This is a genomic window from Robertkochia aurantiaca (genome assembly GCF_020166495.1).
GTDB lineage: Bacteria > Bacteroidota > Bacteroidia > Flavobacteriales > Flavobacteriaceae > Robertkochia > Robertkochia aurantiaca.
On record NZ_JAINZS010000006.1, the window covers coordinates 275,303 to 301,663 of the forward strand.

The 26,361-nt window shown below is 45.7% G+C and carries 20 protein-coding genes, 1 tRNA gene and 1 riboswitch; of the genes, 17 read left to right on the plus strand and 4 right to left on the minus strand.

Going from position 1 to position 26,361, the window contains the following annotated elements; genetic code table 11:
- Nucleotides 1-183 precede the first annotated feature (183 nt).
- The 4 genes from K7R10_RS12455 (at nucleotide 184) to infB (ending at nucleotide 4,955) form a co-directional block, all read left to right on the plus strand.
- A tRNA-Gln gene (locus K7R10_RS12455) sits at nucleotides 184-255 on the plus strand.
- A gap of 165 nt (nucleotides 256-420) precedes the next feature.
- Entirely contained in the window at nucleotides 421-885 is a 465-nt protein-coding gene (rimP, locus tag K7R10_RS12460) for a ribosome assembly cofactor RimP (RefSeq protein WP_224485049.1), read from the plus strand.
- Between the two features lie 9 nt (nucleotides 886-894).
- A complete protein-coding gene (gene nusA / locus K7R10_RS12465; protein WP_224485050.1) occupies nucleotides 895-2,127 on the plus strand; it encodes a transcription termination factor NusA in 1,233 nt (410 codons plus the stop codon).
- A gap of 29 nt (nucleotides 2,128-2,156) precedes the next feature.
- The gene (gene infB, locus K7R10_RS12470) at nucleotides 2,157-4,955 is read left to right on the plus strand and encodes a translation initiation factor IF-2 (protein WP_224485051.1); all 2,799 of its coding nucleotides are present in this window, start codon (nucleotides 2,157-2,159) and stop codon (nucleotides 4,953-4,955) included.
- Between the two features lie 729 nt (nucleotides 4,956-5,684).
- On the opposite strand, the gene K7R10_RS12475 is transcribed toward infB, so the two are convergent.
- Nucleotides 5,685-6,086: an SPOR domain-containing protein gene (locus K7R10_RS12475; protein ID WP_224485052.1), complete on the minus strand. Its 402-nt coding sequence runs from the start codon at nucleotides 6,084-6,086 to the stop codon at nucleotides 5,685-5,687.
- Nucleotides 6,087-6,299: 213 nt separating this feature from the next.
- Here K7R10_RS12475 and K7R10_RS12480 point away from each other — a divergent pair, with 213 nt between their 5' ends.
- The 8 genes from K7R10_RS12480 to K7R10_RS12515 all read left to right on the plus strand — a co-directional run bounded on the left by K7R10_RS12480 (nucleotide 6,300) and on the right by K7R10_RS12515 (nucleotide 18,084).
- Nucleotides 6,300-7,643: a c-type cytochrome gene (locus K7R10_RS12480; protein ID WP_224485053.1), complete on the plus strand. Its 1,344-nt coding sequence runs from the start codon at nucleotides 6,300-6,302 to the stop codon at nucleotides 7,641-7,643.
- A gap of 78 nt (nucleotides 7,644-7,721) precedes the next feature.
- A complete protein-coding gene (locus K7R10_RS12485) occupies nucleotides 7,722-10,844 on the plus strand; it encodes a TAT-variant-translocated molybdopterin oxidoreductase (protein ID WP_224485054.1) in 3,123 nt (1,040 codons plus the stop codon).
- A gap of 34 nt (nucleotides 10,845-10,878) precedes the next feature.
- Nucleotides 10,879-12,615, plus strand: coding sequence for an NrfD/PsrC family molybdoenzyme membrane anchor subunit (nrfD, locus tag K7R10_RS12490; RefSeq protein ID WP_224485055.1), 1,737 nt, complete (start codon nucleotides 10,879-10,881; stop codon nucleotides 12,613-12,615).
- Between the two features lie 2 nt (nucleotides 12,616-12,617).
- A complete protein-coding gene (locus K7R10_RS12495) occupies nucleotides 12,618-13,142 on the plus strand; it encodes a DUF3341 domain-containing protein (protein WP_224485056.1) in 525 nt (174 codons plus the stop codon).
- Between the two features lie 8 nt (nucleotides 13,143-13,150).
- Complete coding sequence (locus K7R10_RS12500) at nucleotides 13,151-13,714, plus strand: c-type cytochrome (RefSeq protein ID WP_224485057.1); 564 nt, start codon at nucleotides 13,151-13,153, stop codon at nucleotides 13,712-13,714.
- A gap of 36 nt (nucleotides 13,715-13,750) precedes the next feature.
- Complete coding sequence (locus tag K7R10_RS12505; RefSeq protein ID WP_224485058.1) at nucleotides 13,751-15,127, plus strand: quinol:cytochrome C oxidoreductase; 1,377 nt, start codon at nucleotides 13,751-13,753, stop codon at nucleotides 15,125-15,127.
- Between the two features lie 31 nt (nucleotides 15,128-15,158).
- Nucleotides 15,159-16,220, plus strand: a complete 1,062-nt coding sequence (locus K7R10_RS12510; RefSeq protein ID WP_224485059.1) for a cytochrome c oxidase subunit II — start codon at nucleotides 15,159-15,161, stop codon at nucleotides 16,218-16,220.
- Nucleotides 16,221-16,257: 37 nt separating this feature from the next.
- On the plus strand, nucleotides 16,258-18,084 hold the full coding sequence (locus tag K7R10_RS12515; RefSeq protein WP_224485060.1) for a cytochrome c oxidase subunit I: 1,827 nt from the start codon (nucleotides 16,258-16,260) through the stop codon (nucleotides 18,082-18,084).
- Between the two features lie 378 nt (nucleotides 18,085-18,462).
- Here K7R10_RS12515 and K7R10_RS12520 read toward each other — a convergent pair whose 3' ends face one another.
- From K7R10_RS12520 to ahcY, 3 genes are all read right to left on the minus strand, one after another.
- Complete coding sequence (locus K7R10_RS12520; protein ID WP_224485061.1) at nucleotides 18,463-19,197, minus strand: hypothetical protein; 735 nt, start codon at nucleotides 19,195-19,197, stop codon at nucleotides 18,463-18,465.
- Between the two features lie 223 nt (nucleotides 19,198-19,420).
- The gene (locus tag K7R10_RS12525; protein WP_224485062.1) at nucleotides 19,421-20,719 is read right to left on the minus strand and encodes an O-acetylhomoserine aminocarboxypropyltransferase/cysteine synthase family protein; all 1,299 of its coding nucleotides are present in this window, start codon (nucleotides 20,717-20,719) and stop codon (nucleotides 19,421-19,423) included.
- A 119-nt stretch (nucleotides 20,720-20,838) separates the two neighbouring features.
- Nucleotides 20,839-20,964, minus strand: a riboswitch (SAM riboswitch).
- Nucleotides 20,965-21,213: 249 nt separating this feature from the next.
- On the minus strand, nucleotides 21,214-22,530 hold the full coding sequence (ahcY, locus tag K7R10_RS12530) for an adenosylhomocysteinase (RefSeq protein WP_224485063.1): 1,317 nt from the start codon (nucleotides 22,528-22,530) through the stop codon (nucleotides 21,214-21,216).
- Between the two features lie 107 nt (nucleotides 22,531-22,637).
- Here ahcY and K7R10_RS12535 point away from each other — a divergent pair, with 107 nt between their 5' ends.
- Genes K7R10_RS12535 through K7R10_RS12555 form a run of 5 tightly spaced genes read left to right on the plus strand, consistent with a single transcriptional unit; the run spans nucleotide 22,638 to nucleotide 26,243 of the window.
- Nucleotides 22,638-23,261 (plus strand): 4'-phosphopantetheinyl transferase family protein, encoded by a 624-nt coding sequence (locus K7R10_RS12535; RefSeq protein ID WP_224485064.1) that lies wholly within the window; start codon nucleotides 22,638-22,640, stop codon nucleotides 23,259-23,261.
- A gap of 19 nt (nucleotides 23,262-23,280) precedes the next feature.
- Entirely contained in the window at nucleotides 23,281-23,541 is a 261-nt protein-coding gene (locus tag K7R10_RS12540) for a thiamine-binding protein (RefSeq protein WP_224485065.1), read from the plus strand.
- Entirely contained in the window at nucleotides 23,525-24,163 is a 639-nt protein-coding gene (gene pnuC, locus K7R10_RS12545; protein ID WP_224485066.1) for a nicotinamide riboside transporter PnuC, read from the plus strand. The genes K7R10_RS12540 and pnuC overlap by 17 nt, the downstream gene beginning before the upstream one ends.
- Entirely contained in the window at nucleotides 24,118-24,687 is a 570-nt protein-coding gene (locus tag K7R10_RS12550; RefSeq protein ID WP_224485067.1) for an AAA family ATPase, read from the plus strand. Before pnuC ends, K7R10_RS12550 begins: the two co-directional genes overlap by 46 nt.
- A complete protein-coding gene (locus tag K7R10_RS12555) occupies nucleotides 24,684-26,243 on the plus strand; it encodes a DUF4301 family protein (protein WP_224485068.1) in 1,560 nt (519 codons plus the stop codon). Before K7R10_RS12550 ends, K7R10_RS12555 begins: the two co-directional genes overlap by 4 nt.
- The last annotated feature ends 118 nt before the right edge of the window (nucleotides 26,244-26,361 follow it).

The following is a 26,361-nucleotide window of genomic DNA, read 5'->3' on the forward strand; positions in this document are numbered from 1 at the left end:
GAATTTCTATAGTGGTGGCGAAATTAACAATAAATATAAGACAGCCATGTATTTTTGACCTAAGTTCAGACTATAAAACGAAGAGGCTCTCAAATTATTTTTCAAAATATTTGCGCAGTAAAAAGTTTGTTTTAAATTTGCACTCGCTTTTGCAGATCAGATGATCAAAAAGCATACTGGTACTGGCCTATGGTGTAATTGGTAACACAGCTGATTTTGGTTCAGTCGTTCAAGGTTCGAGTCCTTGTAGGCCAACTCTGAAAAGCTTCTCCGGTGAGAAGCTTTTTTATTGCCGTAAATTTGAACGATTTAGCTCAAAAACAATTCCTCTGAGTAGAAATTATTCGTATATTTGCGGCGTTGAAAGGGAATAATTGATTTCAGAGGGGACCAGATAGTCCCCTCTTTTTATACTGAAATATGCTGAAGGAAAAGGTAGAAAAGCTGGTTGAAGAGTTGTTGGAGAATGATCCGGCTCTCTTTATTTTAGAGCTGAAGATCACGCCCGATAATAAGATTCGGGTGATCGTCGACAGCGATAAGGGTGTTGCCTTAAACGATATCATTGCGGTAAGCAGGCATATCGAGCATAACCTGGATCGCGAGGCTGAAGATTTTTCGCTGGAAGTGACCTCTCCGGGGGCTACCGAGCCTTTGACGCACCGACGTCAGTATAATAAGAACCTGGGGCGAAAGCTTAAGGTGAAGTCGGCTGAAGGTTCTTTTGAAGGTAATCTGGCCGAAGTGACTCCTGAAGGAATCCGTCTGGAATGGAAGGCTCGTGAACCGAAGCCTGTCGGAAAGGGAAAAGTGACAGTTAAGAAGGAAAAGCTGCTGCCTTTCGAAGAGATAGAAGAAGCTAAAGTTATGATAACGTTTAATTAGTGAAATGACATGGAAAATCTTGCATTGATCGAATCTTTTTCGGAGTTTAAAGACGATAAACTCATAGATCGTGTGACATTGATGGCTATTCTTGAAGAAGTATTCAGGAATGCGCTTAAAAAGAAGTTTGGGTCTGATGATAATTTTGACATCATCATCAACCCTGACAAGGGTGACCTGGAGATCTGGAGAAACCGTATCGTTGTAGCCGATGGAGAGGTGGAAGATGATAACCAGGAGATTTCCCTGTCTGAGGCAAGGAAGATCGAGCCTGATTTTGAAGTGGGTGAAGATGTTTCGGAAGAGGTGAAGCTGATCGATCTGGGTAGGCGTTCCATTCTGGCATTGCGTCAGAACCTGATCAGCAAGATCCATGAACATGATAATACAACAATATATAAGCAATTTAAAGATCTCGTAGGTGAGATCTACACGGCTGAAGTACATCATATTCGTCATAAAGCCGTAATATTGCTTGATGATGAAGGCAATGAGATCATTTTGCCAAAAGACAAGCAGATCCCTTCTGATTTTTTCAGAAAGGGTGAGAATGTCAGAGGAATCATCGAATCGGTAGAGTTGAAAGGGAATAAGCCAATGATCATTATGTCCCGTACAGCTCCCGAATTTCTTGAAAAACTGTTTGAGCAGGAGATTCCTGAGGTGTTTGACGGTCTGATCACCGTTAAGAAAGTGGTACGTATTCCGGGAGAGAAGGCCAAGGTGGCTGTTGATTCCTATGATGACCGTATCGATCCTGTAGGAGCCTGTGTGGGAATGAAAGGTTCCCGAATTCACGGAATCGTCAGAGAGCTTGGAAACGAGAACATCGACGTGATCAATTTCACGAATAATCCGCAGCTCTTTATCAGCAGGGCCCTTAGTCCGGCCCGGGTCACCCAGGTGTCGCTGAACGACGAAACCATGCATGCTGAGGTTACACTGAAGCCCGAAGAGGTTTCAAAAGCGATCGGAAAAGGCGGCTTTAACATACGTCTTGCCGGTCAGTTAACCGGTTATGAGATCGACGTACTACGCGAAGGCGTGGAAGAAGATGTCGAGCTGACCGAGTTCTCAGATGAGATCGAAAGCTGGATCATCGAAGAATTCAAAAAGATCGGATTGGATACTGCCAAGGCCGTTCTTGATAAGGATGTTTCAGATCTGGTGCAACGAACCGACCTTGAGGAAGAGACCATTAAAGATGTGATGGCGATCCTGAGGGCTGAGTTCGAGGACTAGTTTAAAATTTAAAAGATTATTATTACTATATGGCTGAAGGCACAAATATGAGGCTAAATAAAGTTCTGAGAGAATTGAATATCTCTTTAGATCGGGCGGTTGAGTATCTCTCTTCGAAAGGAATCGAAGTCGAAGCGAGACCGACTACCAAGATCTCGGGCGAGGTATATGAAGTTCTGTTAGACGAATTCCAGACCGACAAGAGCAAGAGGGTCGCTTCGAAAGAAGTCAGTGAGGAAAAGCGCAAAGAAAAGGAAGCGATCAGAATGGAGCTCGAGAAAGAGCAGGAGCTCAAGCGTCAAAAACAGGAAGAACAGGAAGTGGTTAAGGCCAAAGCCAACGTTGAACGCCCGAAAACGGTTGGTAAGATAGATCTCGAGCCTAAAGCCGAAAAAGAACAGGATAAGCCGGAATCTGAAGCGCCTAAAGCGGAAGAGAAGAAGGCAGAACCTCAGAAAGAAGCAGCAGCTCCGGAGAAAGTTGAAGAGAAGACTGAAAAGCCGGTAGAGAAGCCTGCAGCAAAAGCTGAAGAAAAGGCTGAAAAGCCCGAAAAGAAAGAAGAGGTCGCTGCTGAAGAGAAAAAGCCAGCTGCTGAAGAGAAAAAACCTGAAGAGAAGAAAGAGACCCGTAAGGTCTTTGTCGAAGGCGAAGAAGTGGATTCTGAAAAACTTCAGACCAACTACAAAAAACTTCAGGGGCCTAATTTTACCGGTAAGAAAATAGATCTGTCACAGTTCGACAAGCCGAAAAAGAAAAAAGAAACCAAAGGTGCAAAAGAGGGCGATAAAAAGGCCTCTGACGACCGTAAGAAACGCCGCAGAAGGATCAGTAAAGACACACGTCCCGGACAAACCGGAGGTGCTCGTCAGGGAGATCGCGGCCGTAAAGGTAAAGGCAGACGCCATGTAGAAAAGGTAGAGCCTACCGAAGAAGAAGTACAAAAGCAGGTACGGGAAACCCTTGAGAAACTGCAGGGTAAAGCCAGCAAATCAAGAGGTGCCAAGTACCGTAGAGAAAAAAGAGATATACACCGTCAGAAGACGGAGGAGGAGCAGGCGCAGCAGGAAGCGGCCAGCAAAGTACTGAAGGTTACCGAATTCGTAACCGTAGGAGAAGTGGCTACCCTGATGGATGTCTCAGTGAACGATATCATCTCAGCCTGTATGTCTCTAGGTATGATGGTGACCATGAATCAGCGTCTCGATGCTGAGACCCTTTCGATCATCGCCGATGAGTTCGGTTATGAGGTGGAATTTGCAACTGCCGATATCGAAGAATCACTTCCGGAATACGAAGACAGCGAAGAAGACCTGGAGAATCGCGCACCTATCGTTACTGTGATGGGTCACGTTGACCACGGTAAAACCTCGCTTCTTGACCACATTCGTGAAGAGAATGTAATCGCAGGAGAGAGTGGTGGAATTACCCAGCACATCGGTGCCTACGGGGTTACTCTTAAAAGCGGACAAAGAATTACTTTCCTGGATACGCCGGGTCACGAAGCCTTTACGGCTATGCGTGCCAGGGGTGCTCAGGTTACCGACCTTGCGATCATCGTGATCGCTGCTGATGATGACGTGATGCCTCAGACCAAAGAGGCGATAAGCCACGCGCAGGCAGCAGGTGTTCCGATCGTATTCGCCATCAATAAGGTTGATAAGCCTACTGCGAATCCTGACAAGGTAAAAGAATCCCTTGCCAATATGAACCTGTTGGTTGAAGATTGGGGAGGTAAGATTCAGTCACATGATATTTCTGCAAAAACCGGACAAGGGGTGCAGGAGTTGCTTGAAAAGGTTTTGCTGGAAGCAGAGATCCTTGAGCTGAAAGCGAATCCAGACCGCCTGGCTGACGGAACCGTGGTAGAAGCCTTCCTCGATAAGGGAAGAGGTTATGTAGCTACGGTGTTGGTTCAGAACGGTACGCTGAAGATCGGAGATTATGTACTTGCCGGTACCCATAGTGGTAAAGTGAAGGCTATGCAGGATGAGCGAGGAAAAGAGATCAAGGAAGCTGGTCCATCGACTCCGATCTCCATACTTGGTTTGGATGGAGCGCCTCAGGCAGGTGATAAGTTCCGTGTCTTTGAAGACGAGCGTGAAGCCAAGCAGATCGCTACTAAACGTACTCAATTACAGCGTGAGCAATCAGTGCGTACGCAGCGACACATCACTCTTGATGAGATTGGTCGTCGTATCGCTCTGGGAGACTTTAAAGAACTTAACATCGTCTTGAAAGGTGATGTGGATGGTTCTGTTGAAGCGCTTACCGACTCGTTCCAGAAGCTGTCAACTGAAGAGATACAGATCAATATCATACACAAGGCTGTTGGTCCGATCACCGAATCAGATGTATTGCTGGCAACGGCGTCAGATGCGATCATTATCGGATTTAACGTGAGGCCAATGGGTAATGCCCGTGCAGTGGCCGATCGTGAGGAGATCGATATCAGAACATATTCGATCATTTACGATGCGATCAATGACCTGAAAGATGCGATGGAAGGTATGCTTTCTCCTGAACTGAAGGAAGAGATTACCGGTACTGCTGAGATCAGAGAAACTTTCAAGATATCGAAAGTGGGAACTATCGCAGGATGTATGGTTACCGATGGGAAGATCTACAGAAGCTCCAGTATCAGGCTGATACGTGACGGAGTGGTGATCTTTACCGGAGAACTGGCTTCGCTGAAGCGTTTCAAAGATGACGTGAAGGAAGTATCTAAAGGTTACGACTGTGGTATACAGATCAAGAACTATAACGACATCAAGGAAGGTGATATAATCGAAGCCTTCCGTGAAGTTGAGGTGAAGAAGAAACTGAAATAAGTTTTTCCAACTCGATAAGAACAGGAAAGGCCTCCCGAAGTGGAGGCCTTTTTTTTGTTTATGGGTTATGGAGTTATGGAGTTATGGAGTTATGGAGTGATGAGGTGATGGGGTGATGCAGGTAATCCCGATTGAAAAAGAATACTCAATAAGTGGTCATGATACCCCCTCCTTGGTAAGGAGGGGTGGCTCAGGATGCAATCCTGAGACGGGGTGGTTGTTATTCCGGGTTATGGGGTTATGGAGTGATGAGGTGAAGGGGTGCAGCAGGTGACAGGTAATCGCGAATTCCTGTGACGCCCCCTTCCGTCAACACCTGTGGTGTTGCCACCTTCCCCCGGCAGGGGAAGGAGCCAGCGGTTCTTTTAAACGAATCGATCTGCCTGCTTTTTAATAAGTGTTGCACTGCTGCAGACAGAGTGGGGTGGTTGTTATGCTTGTAATGAAGTGATGAAGTTATGAGGTAATGAGGTGAACCAGGTGTCTCCCGGAATTAATAATTACGCTCCCCTTCCTAAGGGGAGCTGGCCTCCGCCTATAGCGAAGGGCTGAGGAGTTTGTGAAGTGATGAAGCAGAGTTTGTGTTAGTAATAAGAGATAAGTACACAGCTCCCCTTTCAAAGGAGGGCCGAACGATCAAAATAATGTCTGGCAGAGATTTTTCGTGAGGGGCCGGGTGGCGGGCAGGCGCTTCCGGTTATATAGCGAAGGGCTGAGGGGTTTCCTCGCTTAAGGCTTCAACAAAAACGCGCTCGGAAACTCCTTTTTAACCTCCAGTAAGTAGCGGTCTGCTTCCAGTCGGTTCCTGAATTTTCCTACTCTCACCTTGTAATTCGGGGTTTCGAAAGTGATGTCTGAAGGCAGGTCTTCAAATGCTTTTCTGAACTCCTTCAGCGCTTCCTGGGCATCTTTTAAAGTGCCGTTGTAGATCTGTATGCGGTAGCGTTTTTCATCCTTTTTGTTGATCTTTTTCTTCATTTCGATCAAACGGGTCAAACGCTCATCCTGTTCAATGCTTACACTGGCATCCTGAACAGTTTTATCAGCAGATGTTTGAGCTTTTACCGACTGGCATAACACCAGGTTGAAGGCGACAAAGGCAAAACAGGTCAATATTCTCGAAACTCTCATTTTTAAAGGGCTTTATGCAAATTTAATACTTATAAATTTAAGTGTTGAAATTATTTATTTAGAACTATTATAAATTAGATGTTAACGCTTCACTAACATTTCTCAAATCGAACCTAAGTCGTATTTTTGTGCTCGGATTTAAAATAACGGTCATGTGCTTTAACTATTGTGGCATGCCGTTCCCATTTTATGATAGAAAATATATATTCCAGCATGAAAAAGGTGACACGCCGAAATTCAGAATTCAGAATTTTTGGAATTGGATTAGCGCTTCTGTTTTTATTTACCTCATCACTTAACGCACAAGACGCTGAAGCAGCTGCAGAAGATGCAGCAGGACAGGACGCCGCGGCCGCAGCCGCCGGAGGTGATCCTGCAGCAGGTAAAGATTTGTTCAATACGTATTGTGCGGCCTGTCACAACCTGGACAGACCTATGACCGGACCGGCACTTCGCGGGGTAGGTGATAAGTATGAGCGTGAATGGCTTTACGAGTGGATTAAGAACAGTCAGGCTATGATCAAATCGGGTGACCCTCAGGCGGTTGCCATTTGGGAGGAGTATAAGCCGGCTGTAATGACGGCTTTCCCGCAGTTAAGCAATGATGATATCGATAATATCATCGCTTATACCATGCAGCCAAAGCAAGAGCCTAAAGTGGCTGACGCTGCTACGGCTGAAGGCGCTCCTGCAGGGGGCGGACAATCAGGTATTGGGAACGAGGTGATCCTCGCTGCCCTTGCTCTGGTTTTCGGATTGCTGGTAGTAATGCTGTTCCTTGTTAATAAAACCCTGCGTCGTATCGCAGAAGCGAACGGGGTGGAGTTTGCTGTTGCTGAAAAGGAGAAGCGCATGCCGATCTGGAAAGCGTTTGCTCAAAATCAGTTCCTGGTAATCGTGACCACTATCTTCCTGTTGTTAGGAGGTGCTTATTTTGCCTATGGGTATCTGATGCAGATAGGTGTTGACCAGGGTTACATGCCTGTACAGCCAATTCATTACTCTCACAGAATCCATGCCGGTGAAAACCAGATCGAGTGTAAGTATTGTCACTCATCAGCACGTGTTTCGAAGCATTCGGGAATTCCGTCGCTCAATGTATGTATGAACTGTCACAAAAGCATCGTAGAGGTTTCGCCTGAAACAGCTACCGCTGAATATTCAAAAGAGTTCTACGACGGAGAGATTCAGAAACTTTATAAAGCTGTAGGTTGGGATGTTCAGAATCAGGAGTATACCGGAGAAACCCAGCCTGTTAAATGGGTGCGTATTCACAACCTTCCTGATTTCGCGTATTTCAATCACTCTCAGCACGTGTCGGTAGCGGGTATCGCTTGTCAGAAGTGTCACGGTCCCGTCGAGGAAATGGAAGTGATGTATCAGCATTCTCCTTTGACCATGGGGTGGTGTATTAACTGTCACCGTGAGACCAATGTCAAAATGGAAGGGAATGAGTATTACGAGAAAATTCACGAAGAGCTTTCTAAGAAATACGGCGTAGAAGAACTGACCGCAGCCCAGATGGGTGGTCTTGAATGTGGAAAATGCCACTATTAATCCTTTTACGAGCTATAATCAATAATTGAATCAAAGTCGGTCTGCCGATGCAGACCTTTTAAATAAGTTAGATATAACATGGCATCAAACAAAAAATACTGGAAAAGTGTCGATGAGCTGGATGAAAACAACCCAGTGGTAAAGACGCTTAAACAGAATGAGTTTGTTGAAGAGATTCCGGTAGATGAATTTTTGGGCGATAAGGAATCGCTTGATTCTTCTTCAACTACCAGAAGGGATTTCTTGAAGTATGTGGGCTTCAGTACAGCTGCTGCGTCGCTGGCAGCATGTGAGGGTCCTGTTAAAAAGTCTATTCCATACGTGGTTCAGCCCGATCGTATCGTTCCCGGGGTGGCGAATTATTACGCTACGTCCATTGCGAACGGTTTCGATTTCGCCAGTGTGCTGATCAAAACCCGTGAAGGTCGTCCTATCAAGGTTGAGAATAACACAGATGTGGTTTATGGCGGAGGTGCTAATGCACGTGTGCATGCTTCTGTTCTTGATCTGTATGACAGCCTGCGCCTTCAGGGACCAAAAAGCGAAGGTGAATATATCAGTTGGGATGCTCTTGATGCCGGAGTGGTTTCTGGTATGACTGCTGCTAATGCTGCCGGAAAGCAGGTGGTGTTGCTCACGCAGACCTTTGCAAGTCCGTCGGTAAAAAGACTGATCGCTGCTCTAAAGGAGAAGTATGCGAACGTTAAGCACGTAATTTACGATGCTGTATCTGAAGATGCAGCTCTTGAGGCTTTCAGAACTGAGTTCGGTAGCCGTGCCCTGGCTGATTATGATTTCAGCAAGGCTGAAGTAATCGTGTCGTTCGGTGCAGACTTCCTTGGAGACTGGCAGGGTGGCGGATTTGATTCGGGATATGCTAAAGGACGAATTCCTGAGAACGGAAAGATGTCTCGCCATATCCAGTTCGAGTCGAATATGTCGCTTTCCGGGGCAAATGCTGATAAGCGAGTTCCTCTAACTCCTTCTATGCAGCGTAAGGCTCTTGCCAAATTCTATGGGTATCTTACAGGTACTTCGGTAAGTGCTGAACTTCCTGAGAATATCGATACAGCTGTGAAAAATGCCGCTGCCCAGGTCAAGATGGCCGGAAGCAAGGCGGTTGTGGTGACCGGTATTGATGATGTCAACGCCCAGCGTATCGCTCTCAAGATCAATAAGAATTTAAACAGTGAGGCTTTTGATGCAGACCGTCCGAGATATATCAGACAGGGTAACGCAGATGAAGTTTCTCAGCTGGTTAAAGATATGAATGCTGGTGAAGTGGGTGCGCTCATTATGAGTGGTGTGAACCCTGCTTATACCCTGGCCGATTCGGCTGCTTTTAACGAAGGTTTGAAAAAGGTGGCGGTTTCTGTTGCCTTTACAACCAAAGAGCACGAAACGGCTCTGAATGCTACCTATATCGCTGCTGCTCCTCACTATCTGGAGTCGTGGGGTGATGTGGAGTTCAAAAAAGGTTATTACGGACTTACTCAGCCGACTATTCGTCCGCTGTTCAATACAAGACAACTTCAGGACTGCCTGTTGAAATGGGTAGGGGATAACAGAAGTTACCCTGACTACCTGAAAGAAACCTGGCAGGAAAATATCCTGAAAGGAGCTTCCTGGAACCAGGCGCTTCATGACGGAGTTTATGATAATGTGTCTTCTTCAGAGGAAGAAGTGATGGCAGAAGACCAGCCTGCAGTTCAGGTGGGTGAAGGAGAAGGTGAGGTTGTTTCAGCTGTAGCCGGAGTGTCATCGATGCTTACCGCTCTTGCTAAGGAGCAGGGAGAAGGGATGGAGCTTGTGCTCTACACCAAGACAGGTATGGGAGACGGGCAACAGGCTAATAACCCATGGCTGCAGGAGTTCCCTGATCCTATCACCAGGGTTTCGTGGGATAACTACATCACTGTTTCCAAGGCTGATGCAGAGGCAATGGGTCTAGAGAACTGGAATGTGGCTAATGGCGGACTCAACGGTAGTTATGCCAATGTAACTGTGAACGGGGTGACGCTTGAGAACGTTCCCGTGATCATCCAGCCCGGACAGGCTAAAGGTTCTGTCGGAATGGCGCTCGGTTATGGCCGTAACGCCGGGATGAAGAGTGATATGAAAGTTGGGCATAATGCCTACAGACTATATAATAATTTCAACAGCGTACAAAAGGTAACCGTTGAAAAAGCAGCAGGTGAGCATGAATTCGCCTGTGTGCAGCTTCACAACACCCTGATGGGTCGCGGAGATATCATTAAGGAAACCACGCTTGAGATCTTTAATTCAAAAGATTCAAGGGTTTGGAACCATGTTCCTCAGGTTTCTCTGAACCATGAAGAGGTAGATGCGGTTACTGTAGATATGTGGGATGAGTTCGATCGTTCGGTCGGGCATCACTTTAATATGTCTATAGACCTGAACGCCTGTACCGGTTGCGGGGCATGTGTGATTGCGTGTCATGCAGAGAACAACGTACCTGTGGTAGGTAAAGCCGAAGTTCGTAAATCGAGAGATATGCACTGGCTGCGTATTGACCGTTACTACTCGTCAGATGAAACGTTCGAAGGTGATAACGAGACCAAAGAAGGAATGTCAGGTCTTGGAGACTCACTTAGTACTTTCGGAGAAATGGAGTCTGCTGCTGCGAACCCGCAGGTAGCATTCCAGCCGGTAATGTGTCAGCACTGTAACCACGCTCCTTGTGAAACCGTATGTCCGGTAGCGGCTACGTCTCACGGACGCCAGGGTCAGAACCATATGGCATATAACCGTTGTGTGGGTACTCGTTACTGTGCTAACAACTGTCCGTACAAAGTACGTCGATTCAACTGGTTCCTTTACAACAATAACGACGAGTTCGATTTCCATATGAATGATGACCTCGGTAAGATGGTGTTGAATCCTGATGTGACTGTTAGGTCAAGAGGGGTTATGGAGAAGTGTTCACTGTGTATTCAAAGAACACAGAAAACCATACTGGATGCCAAGCGTGAAGGTCGTACGATCAAAGACGGAGAATTCCAGACCGCTTGTTCGGCAGCTTGTTCCAGTGGAGCAATCGTTTTTGGCGATATCAATGATAAAGAGAGTAAAGTTGCCAAGCTGAAGGAAGACGATCGTATGTATCACCTTCTGGAGCATGTGGGTACAAAACCTAACGTGTTCTACCAGGTAAAAGTGAGAAATACACAGGAAGCATAATTAATTATCAATAAAGAAACAATATTTTAAGGATATGGCGTCGCATTACGAAGCACCTATACGTAAACCTCTTGTAACCGGAGAGAAGTCTTATCACGATGTGTCGGTAGACGTTGCTGCTCCCGTTGAGGGCCGTGCAAATAAGCACTGGTGGATTGTCTTTTCGATCGCCCTGGTCGCTTTTCTTTGGGGTCTGGGATGTATCATCTACACGATCTCTACAGGTATCGGTACCTGGGGTCTTAACAAGACAGTAGGATGGGCCTGGGATATCACCAACTTTGTATGGTGGGTAGGTATCGGTCACGCTGGTACACTGATCTCAGCGGTACTCTTGCTGTTCCGTCAGAAGTGGAGAATGGCTATTAACCGGTCTGCCGAGGCAATGACCATTTTCTCGGTGGTACAGGCGGGGCTTTTCCCGATCATTCACATGGGGCGTCCGTGGCTTGGTTATTGGGTACTCCCCATTCCGAACCAGTTCGGTTCGCTTTGGGTGAACTTTAACTCTCCGCTGCTGTGGGACGTGTTCGCGATCTCTACCTATCTTTCAGTGTCTCTGGTATTCTGGTGGACAGGGCTACTGCCTGACTTCGCTATGATCAGAGACCGTGCGGTAAAGCCTTTCCAGAAAAAGATCTATAGTCTGATAAGTTTTGGTTGGAGCGGACGTGCCAAAGACTGGCAACGTTTCGAAGAGGTATCACTGGTTCTGGCCGGTTTGGCTACACCTCTGGTACTTTCGGTTCACACCATCGTATCATTTGACTTTGCTACTTCGGTGATTCCCGGATGGCACACCACTATCTTCCCTCCATACTTCGTTGCAGGGGCGATTTTCTCAGGATTTGCCATGGTAAATACCCTGCTTATCATTATGAGAAAGGTTTGTAACCTGGAAGATTATATCACTGTACAGCACATTGAACTGATGAACATTGTGATTATGATCACAGGTTCTATCGTGGGGTGTGCCTATATAACAGAGCTTTTCATCGCCTGGTATTCAGGTGTTGAATATGAGCAATACGCCTTCCTTAACCGGGCAACCGGACCTTACTGGTGGGCTTACTGGAGTATGATGACCTGTAATGTGTTCTCTCCTCAGTTCATGTGGTTCAAGAAACTGCGTACAAGCATCATGTTCTCATTCTTTATTTCGATCGTGGTTAACATCGGAATGTGGTTCGAGCGTTTTGTGATCATCGTGACCTCGCTTCACCGTGATTACCTTCCGTCTTCATGGACCATGTTCTCACCAACCTTTGTCGATATCGGGATCTTTGTGGGAACCATCGGTTTCTTCTTCGTGTTGTTCCTGCTGTATGCAAGAACCTTCCCTGTAATCGCTCAGGCAGAGGTGAAGACCATTCTGAAAAGTTCCGGGGAGCGTTACAAAAGACTTCGTGAGTCAGGTGTGAGCCTGGTAGGTACCGGTGCTGATGTTCGTACATCAAGCCCTGCGGCTGAAGGTGATTCTCCCATAGTTGTGAGAGCAGACGGAACGATAGATACCGATAAGCAGAACGCTCTTTTAGATCAGGTAGGTGCATTTAACCCCGGAGCGGAAGAGGCAGATGACCTGAAGAAGATCAACGGTATCGGGCCGATGATTGAAAAGGCATTGAACCGAATCGGAATATTCAAATTTGAACAGATAAGTAGAATTTCTGAAACAGAATACCATCTTCTTGATGCACTAACGGGTAACTTCTCGAAAAAAGCATCTAATGACGATTGGGCAGGTCAGGCTAAAAATTTAATAGGATAATTATGGCTTCTAGAGTTATTCACGCAATATACAATGACGATGATGTGCTGATGGCTGCTGTCAAGAAAGTGAAGGCAGCAAGACATCACATCGAAGAGATCTATACTCCTTTCCCTGTACACGGTCTGGACAAGGCCATGGGTCTTGCGCCTACCCGGATCGCGATAACCTCGTTCCTTTACGGGTGTGTGGGGTTAACCGTAGCCATTACCATGATGAACTTCATTATGATACAGGACTGGCCGCAGGATATCGGAGGTAAGCCAAGTTTCAGCTACCTGGATAATATGCCTGCCTTTGTTCCTATCATGTTCGAGCTTACCGTTTTCTTTGCAGCTCACCTTATGGTGATCACCTTTTACCTGAGAAGTAAGTTATGGCCATTTAAAGAAGCTGAGAATCCTGATGTGCGCACTACAGACGACCACTTCCTGATGGAGCTGGCTATTTATGATAATGAAAAGGAATTAACCGAGTTGCTGGCAGAAACCGGGGCCGTAGAAATAAAAATCACAGAAAAGCATTAATTGGTACAATGAGAGTTTTTTATAAAATAGCGACCGTATTAAGTGCAGTTACCCTGATGGTTTCCTGCCAAAACAAATCAGAACGCAATTACCAGTTCTTCCCGAACATGTATCAGGCCGTTGGATATGAGACCTATGATGAAACCGATGCTTTTCGCAACGGAAAAGAAGGTCAGCTTCCGGTGGAAGGAACCGTATCAAGAGGATGGATGCCTTATGATTACAATAATACCCTTGAAGACTACCAACAGGCAAAACTTGACCTTAAAAGTCCGTTAGATTCACTAAACCGTGAAACGAACCTTGAAAAGGGAAGAGAGCTTTACAATATTTATTGCGCTGTTTGTCACGGAGCTCAGGGGAATGGAAAAGGAATTTTGGTAGAGCGTGAAAAGATCCTGGGTGTGCCCAGCTATGATGATGCAGGACGTGCTATTACAGAAGGTAGCGTTTACCACGTGATCTATTACGGTCTGAACTCAATGGGTTCTTATGCCAGTCAGTTGAGTGCCACCGAAAGATGGCAGGTGACCGAATATGTCATGCAATTGAAATCAGATCTAGAGAATTAATCGATAAATCAACTATCTAAACAGAAGATTCAGGATATGTATACGTTTTCAAACAGATTAAGAACCGCAGCTTTCGTATTAATGATAGTTGGTGCTCTTGGTTTAGCATACGGGTTTTTAACGGCTCCTTCTACCGTAGATGAGGCTATGGAGATGGTCGCTGATCAGCACCATGATGAAGGTGGTCACGAGGCTGCCGGAGCTCACGGTGAAGAGAGTCACGCCGGTGAAGAGCACGGGGTGGCTGCCGGTCTCGAAAGTGATGCCGCAGATATGCTCGAAGAGCCTTACAGTGAAGAGCATGGAAATCCTCATGGAGAGCATTTGTTACACCAATTGCAGAATAAGCCATGGGCAGCTCTGTATGTGGCAGCATTCTTCTTTATGATGATTTCGCTTGGTGTTCTGGCATTTTATGCCATTCAACGTGCCGCTCAGGCAGGTTGGTCTCCGGTACTTTTCCGTGTGATGGAAGGTATCACCGCATACCTGTTACCCGGTGCGCTAATCGTATTTGTGATCCTGTTACTTTCAGGACTTCATTTGAACCACCTGTTCGTGTGGATGGATCCTGAAGTGGTTGCTGAAGATGAACTTATACAAGGTAAATCAGGTTACCTGAACGTGCCTTTCTTTTTGATACGTGCCCTTATCTATATTGGAGGTTGGGTGGCTTACCGTCACTTTTCGCGTAAGTTTTCCATCGCTCAGGATACGGCCGATGACAATTCGAACTTTAAAAAGAACTTCAGAATTTCTGCTGCGTTCCTGGTTTTCTACCTGGTATCTGAGTCTATGATGGCCTGGGATTGGGTGATGAGCGTAGATCCGCACTGGTTTAGTACCCTGTTCGGATGGTATGTTTTTGCCAGTATGTTTGTATCGGGAATCACCGTCATCGCCATGGTAGCTATCTACCTGAAGTCAAAAGGATATCTGGAGTATGTGAACGACAGCCATATTCATGACCTTGCGAAATTTATGTTCGGTATCAGTATTTTCTGGACCTATCTATGGTTCTCTCAGTTCATGCTGATCTGGTACTCGAACATTCCTGAAGAGGTAACCTATTTTGTTACCCGTATAGAAGATTATAAATTGCCTTTCTTCGGAATGCTGGTGCTGAACTTCATCTTCCCGCTTCTGATACTCATGAACAGCGATTACAAACGTTTGAACTGGTTCGTGATTATGACAGGTATCGTGATCCTGATCGGTCACTATGTAGATGTGTTCAATATGATCATGCCTGCCACTGTAGGTGACCAATGGTTTATTGGAGTGCCTGAGATAAGCGGAGTGCTGTTCTTTGCCGGTCTCTTCATCTATGTGGTGTTTAATGCCCTTACAAAGGCTCCATTGCTGGCGAAAGGCAATCCATTTGTGGAAGAGAGTAGACAATTCCACTATTAATAAATAATATAAGTAAAACGGGAGATATAAAATGACTGCTTTATTAACGATTATTGTTCTAGTTCTTGTTGCCATAGCCATTTGGCAGATGACCAAAATGTTCGAATTGTCGCAAACCAGTACCGACGATTCGCAGGTCGCCAATGATTCTGATAACAAGCTGAACGGTTACCTGATGTTTGGATTTCTGGTTTTCATTTACCTGCTTACCATTTTCTCTTTTGTTCAATACGGAGATGTGGTGCTTGGAACCCCTGCTTCAGAGCATGGTTCTGACTATGATAACCTGATGTTTATCTCTATGGCGCTGATCTTTTTCGTACAGATCGTCACCCAGGCACTGCTTCATTACTTTGCCTATAAATACCGGGGACAAAAGGGTAAACGTGCCCTTTTCTATGCCGATAACGATCGTCTGGAGTTTATCTGGACCATCATCCCGGTGATTACACTGGCAGGACTGATTCTTTACGGTTTATATACCTGGACCACACTGATGGATGTAGATCCTGACGAGGGAGATCCGATCATCGTTGAGCTTTATGCTCAGCAATTCAACTGGAAGGCGCGTTATGCCGGAGAGGATAATGTGTTGGGTGAGGCTAACGTTCGCTTGATAGAGATCGATAAGAACAATGTTCTGGGAGTTGATGAGTCTGACCCTTACGGTCAGGATGATATCGTTTCACAAACAGAACTGCATTTACCCGTAGGAAGAAAGGTTATCTTTAAGATGCGTTCTCAGGATGTGTTGCACTCTGCTTATATGCCTCATTTCAGAGCGCAGATGAACTGTGTTCCCGGAATGGTTACCCAGTTTGCATTTACACCTGTAATAACCACAGAGGAGATGCGTGCAGATCCCGATATGTTGGAAAAGGTACAGAAAATTAATAAATTACGGGCCGAAAGAAGTGCATCCGGAGAGGATGCTGATCCCTGGCAATTCGACTACGTATTACTGTGTAATAAGATCTGCGGTTCTTCCCACTATAACATGCAGATGAAGATCGTTGTGGAGGAAGAAGATGAGTTCAATGCTTGGCTGGAGGCGCAACAAACCTTTGGTGAGCAAATGGCCGCTGCAGAATAAAAAAAGCTATTGAAAGAAAAAAATTAAAAGGAAGATTATGTCAACAACAGCAGTTAATGTACCAGCGGAGGATCATGCACATGATCACGGGCATCATCATAAAGAAATTTTCTTAACAAAATATATTTTCAGTCAGGATCACAAGATGATCTCTAAGCAGTACCTAATCACGGGTCTGATCATGGGATTCATCGGGATCGCTATGTCATTGCTGTTCAGAATGCAGCTGGCATGGCCGGGAGAGTCCTTCAAAATCTTTGAAGTACTGCTCGGTAAATGGGCGCCTGAAGGAGTAATGGATCCCAATATTTACCTGGCACTGGTAACGATTCACGGTACCATCATGGTATTCTTTGTACTTACCGCAGGATTGAGTGGTACGTTTAGTAACCTGCTTATTCCATTGCAAATCGGTGCACGTGATATGGCCTCAGGTTTCCTGAATATGATCTCTTACTGGTTGTTCTTCCTGTCTAGCGTTATCATGGTATTGTCTCTGTTTGTAGAGGCAGGTCCTGCAGCAGCCGGTTGGACGATCTATCCTCCATTGTCTGCTTTACCTCAGGCTCAGCCTGGTTCCGGTATGGGTATGACCCTGTGGCTGGTATCGATGGCGATCTTTATCGCTTCGTCTCTGCTTGGTTCACTGAACTATATCGTGACCGTGATCAACCTGAGAACAAAAGGAATGTCGATGACCCGTCTTCCTCTGACCATCTGGGCGTTCTTTGTAACTGCTATTATCGGTGTTGTTTCTTTCCCGGTTCTGTTATCAGCTGCCTTACTGCTGATCATGGACAGAAGCTTCGGTACATCTTTCTTCCTGTCTGATATCTTTATCCAGGGAGAGGTACTGCACTACCAGGGAGGTTCACCGGTATTGTTTGAGCACCTTTTCTGGTTCCTTGGGCACCCTGAAGTATATATCGTATTATTACCTGCATTGGGTATCACCTCTGAGGTGATCGCCACCAATGCCAGAAAGCCGATCTTTGGTTACAGAGCGATGGTAGCGTCGATCCTGGCGATTGCCTTCCTTTCGACCATTGTATGGGGTCACCACATGTTTATCTCAGGAATGAATCCGTTCCTTGGATCGGTGTTCACCTTTACAACCCTTCTGATCGCAATACCATCAGCGGTTAAGGCATTTAACTATATCACCACGCTCTGGAAAGGTAACCTGCAAATGAACCCGGCTATGTTGTTCTCAATCGGTCTGGTTTCTACCTTCATCACCGGAGGTCTTACAGGTATCATTCTTGGAGACAGTGCCCTTGATATCAATGTTCACGATACGTATTTCGTAGTGGCTCACTTCCACCTGGTAATGGGTATCTCAGCTTTATATGGACTTTTTGCTGGGGTGTACCACTGGTTCCCTAAGATGTTCGGCCGCATGATGAACAAGAACCTTGGATATGCTCACTTCTGGATCACTGCAGTCTGTGCCTACGGGGTATTCTTCCCGATGCACTTTGTGGGAATGGCGGGGGTGCCAAGACGTTACTATACCAACACGAACTTCCCTATGTTCGATGACCTTACCGATATACAGGTAGTTATGACTGTATTTGCCCTGATAGCCGGTGCAGCTCAGTTGTTATTCGCATGGAACTTCGTTTACAGCATTTTCTACGGGAAGAAAGCGACCCGTAACCCATGGAACTCCAATACCCTGGAGTGGACTACTCCTGTAGAGCACATTCACGGTAACTGGCCCGGAGAGATCCCTCATGTACACCGTTGGGCTTACGATTACAGTAAAACCAAAGAAGACAGTGACGAGTATGTGATCGCCGGTCAGGATTTCGTTCCGCAGACCGTTCCTTTACAGGAAAACGAAGAAGAACTCAACCATTAATTTGGTCTTTGATAATGCTTATTAGAAACTGCTTCCTGATTGGAAAGCAGTTTTTTTTTGATCTCGGTCGGTTTGGATGGAGGGTGTGGAGTTATGAGGGTATGGAGTTATGAAGGTATGAGGGTATGAGGGTATGAGGGTATGAAGGTATGATGTGCTGGCTGGATTTATTGAAATCAGCATCTTCGCTTCTTCGCTCCTTTGCTCCTTTGTTCTTTCGCTTCTTCGCTCCCAACTCCTTTTCACCCGGTGATGGTGGCTTTGCAATCGAAACCGGCGATCAAACCATGCTGAGACCAACTTAAAGGAGCTTTAATGGCTTCCTTTTGATTTAGTGGTATACCGGTATAAATATTAAAGAAAGTCGCTACAGCCCTCTTATTTTCCCTCTGAAATATAATGAAAGACAACATCGTCGGGCATATTATCCATGGTGCTGTAACGAATCACCCTGGGCATATCCGGACCATCAGGATCTGAATAGACTTCTTCCACCTGGTAACGTACCAGATTCCAGCCTGCTTTAAAATCGAGGTCATAGATGGTTTTAACCTCGTAGACGTCTTCCTGGTTGTAGGCATACCGTTCAAAGACACATTCAGTGTCTACTGTGAACGGCTGTTCGAAGTAATACCAGTCCAGGTAATACCCGGAAATCATATCTTCCTGTCCTATCATGCTGAAAGCCCTTGCGAACTCGGGGCTGTCTACGGCCATAAATGCGCCTAAGGGTTTTTCTTCGTCTACATCTGCTATTCCGTAACTCCCCTGGAAGGCCATAGTGAAAAGTGTTTGTTCAGGATGTGCAATGTCAAGGGTGTCACCGTTACAGGTGTAATGTCCTCCGGTGGTGCGCAAGGTAGCGGTCCACCCGTCTTTTTCGGCCGTATCAAAACTGGCGAGCGATTTTTCAATGATGGTTTGGTCAAGCGGAATTTCAAAGGCCCCGGAAGCGTCTATGGTTCCGACCACGACCGGATCCATAAAGCCGATATAGATGTCTCCGGCTTCCTGATCGTATTTGTCGAGTTTACCTTCGAACTTTTCCTGGCTAAAGCCGCTGAGGCTTATAAGCAGGAGGGGAATTATCAATAGTTTGGTTGATAGATGCATATGCGATGAGTTTTAAGTGGTTTATAAGTTTCATCACATGTAGTCAGGTTGTCATAATAATATAGTAAAAATCTGCATAAAATATAAAAAGTCAGTAAGTTAATTCCCTTACCATAGTGCGTAACGATACCTGGCTCGTTCCCGGGAGGATTTCGGTACCTATAAAGAAAAAGCACCCTGATCTGTATCAGAGCGCTTTTTGATCCTGGCCGTTCCAAAAGTATTAAACGGTAGATTGTTTAGGCTGACCGATCAGGCTGAAGGCTTCTTTCAGATCATCTTTCAGGTCATCGATGTTCTCAAGACCGACCGAAAGACGAATCAGGTCTTTGGTTACCCCTGTCTGAAGCTGGTCTTCATCGCTCAATTGCTGGTGCGTGGTACTGGCCGGGTGAATGATGAGCGATTTCGTATCACCGATGTTAGCGAGCAAAGAGAAAAGTTTGGTTTTATCTGCGATGGATTTTGCAGCCTCATAGCCACCCTTCACACCAAAGGTCACGATTCCGCTTTGGCCTTCGGGTAGGTACTTTTTCGCAAGTGCGTGATATTTACTTGAAGACAAGCCGGGGTAGTTCACCCAGGTCACTTCGGGTTGCTCCTGCAACCAGGCCGCCAGTTCCAGGGCGTTCTCACTATGCTTTCTGATTCTCAGTTCCAGGGTTTCCAGACCCTGTATGATCTGAAAAGCATTGAACGGGCTAAGGGCGCCTCCGTAATCGCGCAGGCCTTCGATGCGTACCTTTGCGATAAAGGCAGCTTCTTCAAGCGCTTCACTGTAGACCAGTCCGTGATACCCCGGGGAAGGCTCTGTGAACTCCGGATATTTCCCGTTGGTCCAGTCAAAGGTTCCCGCATCAATAATAACACCTCCGAGGGCAGTGCCGTTACCATTGATATATTTTGTCAGTGAATGTATTACGATATTGGCGCCGTGAGCGATAGGGTTCAGGAGATAGGGAGTGGCCACTGTATTATCTACGATCAGCGGAACCTTATGTTTTTTGGCCTGACCGGCAATGGCTTCGATGTCAAGTACATCCAGTTTCGGATTGCCCAGTGATTCGATGAAAAACACCCTGGTATTCTCCTTTGCGGCTTTATGGAAGTTTTCCGGATCTGAAGGGTCTACAAAGGTGGTGGTGATGCCATGCCGTGGCAGGGTAACGCTTAACAGGTTGAAGGTACCTCCGTAGAGGCTGTTGGAAGCGACGATATGATCACCTGCACGCAACAGGGTAAGCAGGGTGGTTGATATGGCAGAGGTACCCGAAGCGGTGGCTACGGCTGCGATACCACCCTCCAGCGCTGCCAACCGTTGTTCGAGTATGTCATTAGTGGGGTTGTTGATACGGGTATAGATATTTCCCGTTTCCGCCAGCGAAAACAGATTGGCCGCGTGGTCTGAATCATTGAAGACATAAGCGGTAGACTGATAGATCGGAACCGCTCTGGTTCCTCCGTTGGCCGATACGTCATGGCCGGCATGCAATGCTTTGGTAGCGAATTTTTGTGTACTCATTTTTCTGATTTTTTGAGTTAATAAATAATTAAACCCAAAGTCAAACAAGCTTCCTGAGAAGCCTACTTAATCGAAAAATGTTATAAGAAATAAGGTGAAAGCCGCGGGGTCTTCACTTTGGGTTATCTATCTGAAGTCGTAACTGTACTCAGCACGTCTTCATGTAGAACGTAGCACCTTCTTAAAGGGATTAAGGGTTGCTAAGGTTTCACAGGGTCTATTCCCTCCACCTTTCTTGATAACATTTCAGTAAGTTATTGAACTTTGTGAGCTCACAATATTCCTAATAAATATGAAATAATCCAAGCTTTTTCATATAAATCTACTAAATCAATAGGGTTTTCTTAAAAACCTGGGAATCATGCGGCCTTTATCCCACAGCAGTTGCTGCAAGTGACCGGCTTATTTCAGGCAAACTTGATGAAGCTTAAGGTATGGACAAAAAAAAACCGCCGGAAAGCCCGGCGGTTTTATCTGGATGTATGTTGGTCTTATTAATAACGGTAGTATTCAGGTTTGAATGGTCCTTCGACCTCCACACCTATATATTTGGCCTGATCTTCACGAAGTTCCGTGAGTTCCACTCCGATTCTTTCCAGGTGAAGTCTTGCAACTTTTTCATCAAGATGTTTAGGCAGCATATATACTTTATTCTCGTACTTATCGCTGTGATTCCAAAGCTCGATCTGAGCCAGGGTCTGGTTGGTGAAGGAGTTGCTCATCACAAAGCTGGGGTGTCCCGTGGCGCATCCAAGATTCACAAGGCGCCCTTCAGCTAGAAGAATGATATCATTACCATCAACATTGTACATGTCAACCTGTGGTTTGATGTTCACTTTCCCCTCTCCATGATTCTTTTTCAACCAGGCAACATCGATCTCGTTATCGAAGTGACCGATATTGCACACGATGGTCTTATCTTTCATGGCCTCGAAATGCTCACCTCTTACGATGTCTTTATTCCCGGTAGTGGTAATAACGATGTCTGCTTTTCCGACAACGGTTTCAAGACGTTTTACCTCGTAACCGTCCATGGCGGCCTGCAGCGCACAGATAGGGTCGATCTCGGTAACGGTAACGATAGAGCCGGCTCCTCTGAAAGAAGCGGCTGTTCCTTTTCCTACATCACCATAACCACAAACCACCACGCGTTTACCGGCGAGCATTACATCGGTGGCTCTGCGAATAGCGTCGACCGCACTTTCGCGGCAACCGTATTTATTATCAAACTTCGATTTAGTAACCGAATCATTCACATTAATGGCGGGCATCACCAGGGTGCCCTTTTTCATGCGTTCATACAGACGGTGAACTCCGGTAGTGGTCTCTTCGCTCAGACCGCGAATACCTTGTGCAAGCTCAGGATATTTATCAAAGACCATATTGGTCAGGTCACCTCCGTCATCGAGGATCATATTCAGCGGCTTTCTATCTTCCCCGAAGAACAGGGTTTGCTCGATACACCAGTCGAATTCTTCCTCTGTCATATCCTTCCATGCGTAAACAGGAATGCCGGCAGCAGCAATGGCAGCAGCAGCGTGATCCTGGGTTGAAAAGATATTACATGAACTCCAGGTTACTTCAGCTCCCAGGGCTACCAGGGTCTCGATCAGCACAGCTGTCTGAATAGTCATGTGAAGACAACCCGCAATACGGGCACCCTTGAGGGGCTGCTCGTCTTTATATTCCTCGCGCAGGGCCATAAGTCCGGGCATTTCAGCCTCGGCCAGACCGATCTCTTTCCGGCCCCAGTCGGCCAAAGAAATATCCTTTACTTTATAAGGTACGTAGGGAATTGTTTTAGTACTCATCTTAACTTTTATATTTTTACGTTCGTTACCAGATAAAACAAACCGGAATACTCAGTCTTTCCGGTGTTTTTAACGTTTGCAAAGGTACATATTTACATTCATAATGCATGGGTCTTTATAAAACAATAACACTTCGCCAAAACACTAAGGTGCTGATATGGAGCATTGAAGAGAGCGAAGAAGAACTTCAGAAAGGCATTGTGATCACCGATTATTGCCGGGAGCGTATGGGCCGGATGAAATCAGAATTACACCGAAGAGGCTTTCTGAGTATCAGGCACCTGTTAAAGGAGGCGGGTTATACCACCCATCAACTCTATTATGACGAACAGGGAAAGCCTCATCTTACAGATGGGAAATTTATTTCCATCACCCATTCATTCGGGTATTGCGGGATCATTATCAGCGATATTCCGGTAGGGATCGATATAGAAAAGCAACGGGAAAAGATCAGGCTGATCGCCCATAAGTTCGTTGATTATGAATTTTCATATCTCACTGAAGACGAAATAAGGCGGCTGACCCTGGTCTGGTGTTCCAAAGAAAGCCTGTATAAGGTTTTTGCCACCCCCGGTCTCAGTTTTAAGGATCATACCAAGATCATTCCCTTTGACCTGGAAGATTCGAAAACCACGGGCTGGGTCTTTTACGAATCAAGGCTGTCCAGGTATGACCTGGAATTTCTTGAATTCGACGGGTTCAGCTGTGCCTGGGCATTGCATACCAACTAACATAAGATCAAATAACAACATGGATATATCAGTAGAATTAACCCTGAGTCCCTTACAGGACGATTTTGAACCGGTGATAACCGACTTTATTAAAAAACTGAGGGCTTCGGGCCTGACCGTAAAAGAAAATCCGCTCAGCACTCAGGTTTACGGGGAATACAGCAAGGTGATGAGCCTGCTTACCGATGAAGTGAAGACGGCCTTTGAATCGATGGATAAAGGACTGCTTTATATGAAGATCGTCAAATCAGATCGAAGCGATTATGCTCCAGATTTCTGATTGGTTCTTTTCCCAATATGAGAATACACCGGCCAGTTTCGTGATCCTGGAGATCATCGGGGTGGTTTTTGGTTTCCTGAGCGTCTGGTATTCCAAACGCGAGAACATCCTGGTGTATCCCACCGGCATCATCAGTACGGCCATATTTGTCTACCTGCTTCTGCAATACGGACTGGTGGGCGATATGCTCATCAATGCCTATTATTTCATCATGAGTATTTACGGATGGTATTTCTGGACACGAAAGGTGGATCCCACCCATTTCATTCCTATCACCAAAACGAACAAAAAGGAAAAGATCATATCGGTGGTGCTCTTTTTCGGTACCATGATCTTTGTCACAGGCATTTACGAGATATTTGATAAATGGGAAGGCTGGGTTTCACGCGTCGATATAGTGACAACAGCCATTTTTTTCGTTGGAATGTGGCTGATGGCCAAAAAGAAACTGGAAAACTGGATCTACTGGATCGTTGGAGACATTATTTCTGTTCCCTTATATCTGTATAAAGGACTGGCATTTACCAGCCTTCAGTATTTTGCATTCACCATTATTGCTATTTACGGTTACCGATCATGGAAGAAAAACTTGAACAAAAGCCCTCAGACCTTATTAAAATAGTTTTATACGGACCTGAGTCTACAGGGAAGACAACACTTGCCCGCGAATTGTCTGAACATTTCAATACCCGATGGGTGCCTGAATATGCCAGGGAATATCTGCAGGATAAATGGGAGCGGGAAGGAAAGGTATGCGAGCTCGATGACCTGCTGCCCATAGCTGAAGGGCAGATAGCTCTGGAAAACGCCATGAGCGTAAGTGCAAATGAGATTTTGATCTGCGATACCGATATACTGGAGACCAAGGTCTATTCAGAGGCTTATTTCAACGAATATTGTGACCCCCGGCTTGAAAAATATGCACTGGAGAACCAATACGATTTATATTTATTAACTTATATCGACACTCCCTGGGTTGCTGATGATCTGCGCGATAAGCCAAATGAGCGGGAAGCTATGTACGACCGTTTCAGATCTGCCCTGGAATCTTATGACAGGCCTTATATCGTATTGAAGGGTGACCGGGAGGAACGTAAACAGATAGCTATCAACGCCATTAATCAACTGAAAGCCAAAAAAATATGACATTGACCGAAAAGGACCAGAAACTGATTGAAAATAAAGGTATCAGCGAGGAGCAGGTGATGCGCCAGATAGAAACCTTTAAACGGGGGATACCTTTTGTAAACCTGCAGGCAGCTGCCACTATCGGAAACGGGATCATGCAGTGCAATGAGAAGGAAAAGACAGAGTTTATTACCCATTTCGAAAAACGTAAGAATGAACTGGATCTTCTGAAGTTCGTGCCCGCCTCAGGAGCGGCAACCCGAATGTTTAAAGCATTGTTCGAATTTATACTGGATTATGATCCTGAAAAGGAAACCGTTAATGCCTATGTGAACCGCACCAAATCAGAATTGATACGTACCTTTTTCATCGGGATAGAGAAATTTCCCTTTTATGAACAGGTCATGGAAGGCTTGAAGGAAGAACACCAAGATTTTGATTCGCTGCCTGACCATTATCAGAAGTTTTATTTTGTGAAGATGATGCTCGATCAGGATCATTTTAATTTCGGTGATTATCCCAAAGGGCTGCTGCCTTTTCATAAATATAAAGATCATGTGGCAACGGCCTTTGAAGAACATCTTTATGAGGCCGCCCTGTACGATGCCTCGAACGATAAGGCAAAGCTCCACTTTACCATTTCAGAAGACCATTCCAACCGCTTTGATGATGAATTCGACCAGATAGAAAGCAGGGTTGAAAACAGCACCGGCGTTTCATTCGATATATCATTCTCATATCAGAAAGAATCGACAGATACCATTGCTGTGACTCCGAACGACGAACCTTTTCGTCTTGACAACGGAGAGATTTTGTTCAGGCCCGGGGGGCACGGAGCTCTTATTGAGAACCTGAACGAACAGGATGCTGATGTGATTTTCATCAAAAACATCGACAATGTGGTGGTGAAGAAATACAAGCAGGAAGTGGCAGACTATAAAAGAATGCTGGCCGGAATCCTGTTGTCATTGCGCGAGAAGGTCTTTCAGTATGCTGCTCAGCTGGAAGAAGAACTGGTGACAGCCGAAACGATCAACGAGATCAGAAAGTTTCTGGAAGAACGACTTAACGTTTATGTTAAACCTGAATTCTATAAGTTTAAGGAGGAATACCAGGTCGAATTTTTAAAAGACAAACTCCATGCTCCCATCAGAATCTGCGGAATGGTTAAAAATGAAGGTGAGCCGGGGGGAGGTCCGTTCTGGATCAAAGATGAAGATGGTAACATATCTCTACAGATTATCGAATCTGCACAGATAGACACCCAGAATAAATTTCAGAACGATATTCTGAAGGCGTCTTCACATTTCAATCCCGTTGATATCGTTTGCAGTGTAAAAGATCATAACGGGAAGAAATTCGATCTGCTGGAATACATCGATGAAAAACAGGCCTTTATTACCAATAAGACCAAAGAAGGACGGGAGGTTAAAGCTCTTGAGAAACCGGGGCTTTGGAACGGTGGAATGGCGCACTGGAATACGGTTTTCGTCGAAGTGCCGCTGATCACTTTTAATCCGGTTAAAACCGTGGTTGACCTTCTGAAGCGAACTCACCAGGTAAAGGATGAATAAGCAGTGTAAAATTTACACATACTTGAATATACAGTAAACACTTTTTACACAGGTATTCCAGGAATTTAAAGAGCAGAAACCGACGTTTTTTATTGTTTGTCGCAGATTTTTGCAGTTA

Coding starts and splice junctions, on each gene's coding strand:
- rimP (WP_224485049.1), top strand. CDS start 421: ATGCTGAAGGAAAAGGTAGAAAAGCTGGTTGAAGAGTTGTTGGAGAAT.
- nusA (WP_224485050.1), top strand. CDS start 895: ATGGAAAATCTTGCATTGATCGAATCTTTTTCGGAGTTTAAAGACGAT.
- infB (WP_224485051.1), top strand. CDS start 2,157: ATGGCTGAAGGCACAAATATGAGGCTAAATAAAGTTCTGAGAGAATTG.
- K7R10_RS12475 (WP_224485052.1), bottom strand. CDS start 6,086: ATGAGAGTTTCGAGAATATTGACCTGTTTTGCCTTTGTCGCCTTCAAC.
- K7R10_RS12480 (WP_224485053.1), top strand. CDS start 6,300: ATGAAAAAGGTGACACGCCGAAATTCAGAATTCAGAATTTTTGGAATT.
- K7R10_RS12485 (WP_224485054.1), top strand. CDS start 7,722: ATGGCATCAAACAAAAAATACTGGAAAAGTGTCGATGAGCTGGATGAA.
- nrfD (WP_224485055.1), top strand. CDS start 10,879: ATGGCGTCGCATTACGAAGCACCTATACGTAAACCTCTTGTAACCGGA.
- K7R10_RS12495 (WP_224485056.1), top strand. CDS start 12,618: ATGGCTTCTAGAGTTATTCACGCAATATACAATGACGATGATGTGCTG.
- K7R10_RS12500 (WP_224485057.1), top strand. CDS start 13,151: ATGAGAGTTTTTTATAAAATAGCGACCGTATTAAGTGCAGTTACCCTG.
- K7R10_RS12505 (WP_224485058.1), top strand. CDS start 13,751: ATGTATACGTTTTCAAACAGATTAAGAACCGCAGCTTTCGTATTAATG.
- K7R10_RS12510 (WP_224485059.1), top strand. CDS start 15,159: ATGACTGCTTTATTAACGATTATTGTTCTAGTTCTTGTTGCCATAGCC.
- K7R10_RS12515 (WP_224485060.1), top strand. CDS start 16,258: ATGTCAACAACAGCAGTTAATGTACCAGCGGAGGATCATGCACATGAT.
- K7R10_RS12520 (WP_224485061.1), bottom strand. CDS start 19,197: ATGCATCTATCAACCAAACTATTGATAATTCCCCTCCTGCTTATAAGC.
- K7R10_RS12525 (WP_224485062.1), bottom strand. CDS start 20,719: ATGAGTACACAAAAATTCGCTACCAAAGCATTGCATGCCGGCCATGAC.
- ahcY (WP_224485063.1), bottom strand. CDS start 22,530: ATGAGTACTAAAACAATTCCCTACGTACCTTATAAAGTAAAGGATATT.
- K7R10_RS12535 (WP_224485064.1), top strand. CDS start 22,638: ATGGGTCTTTATAAAACAATAACACTTCGCCAAAACACTAAGGTGCTG.
- K7R10_RS12540 (WP_224485065.1), top strand. CDS start 23,281: ATGGATATATCAGTAGAATTAACCCTGAGTCCCTTACAGGACGATTTT.
- pnuC (WP_224485066.1), top strand. CDS start 23,525: ATGCTCCAGATTTCTGATTGGTTCTTTTCCCAATATGAGAATACACCG.
- K7R10_RS12550 (WP_224485067.1), top strand. CDS start 24,118: ATGGAAGAAAAACTTGAACAAAAGCCCTCAGACCTTATTAAAATAGTT.
- K7R10_RS12555 (WP_224485068.1), top strand. CDS start 24,684: ATGACATTGACCGAAAAGGACCAGAAACTGATTGAAAATAAAGGTATC.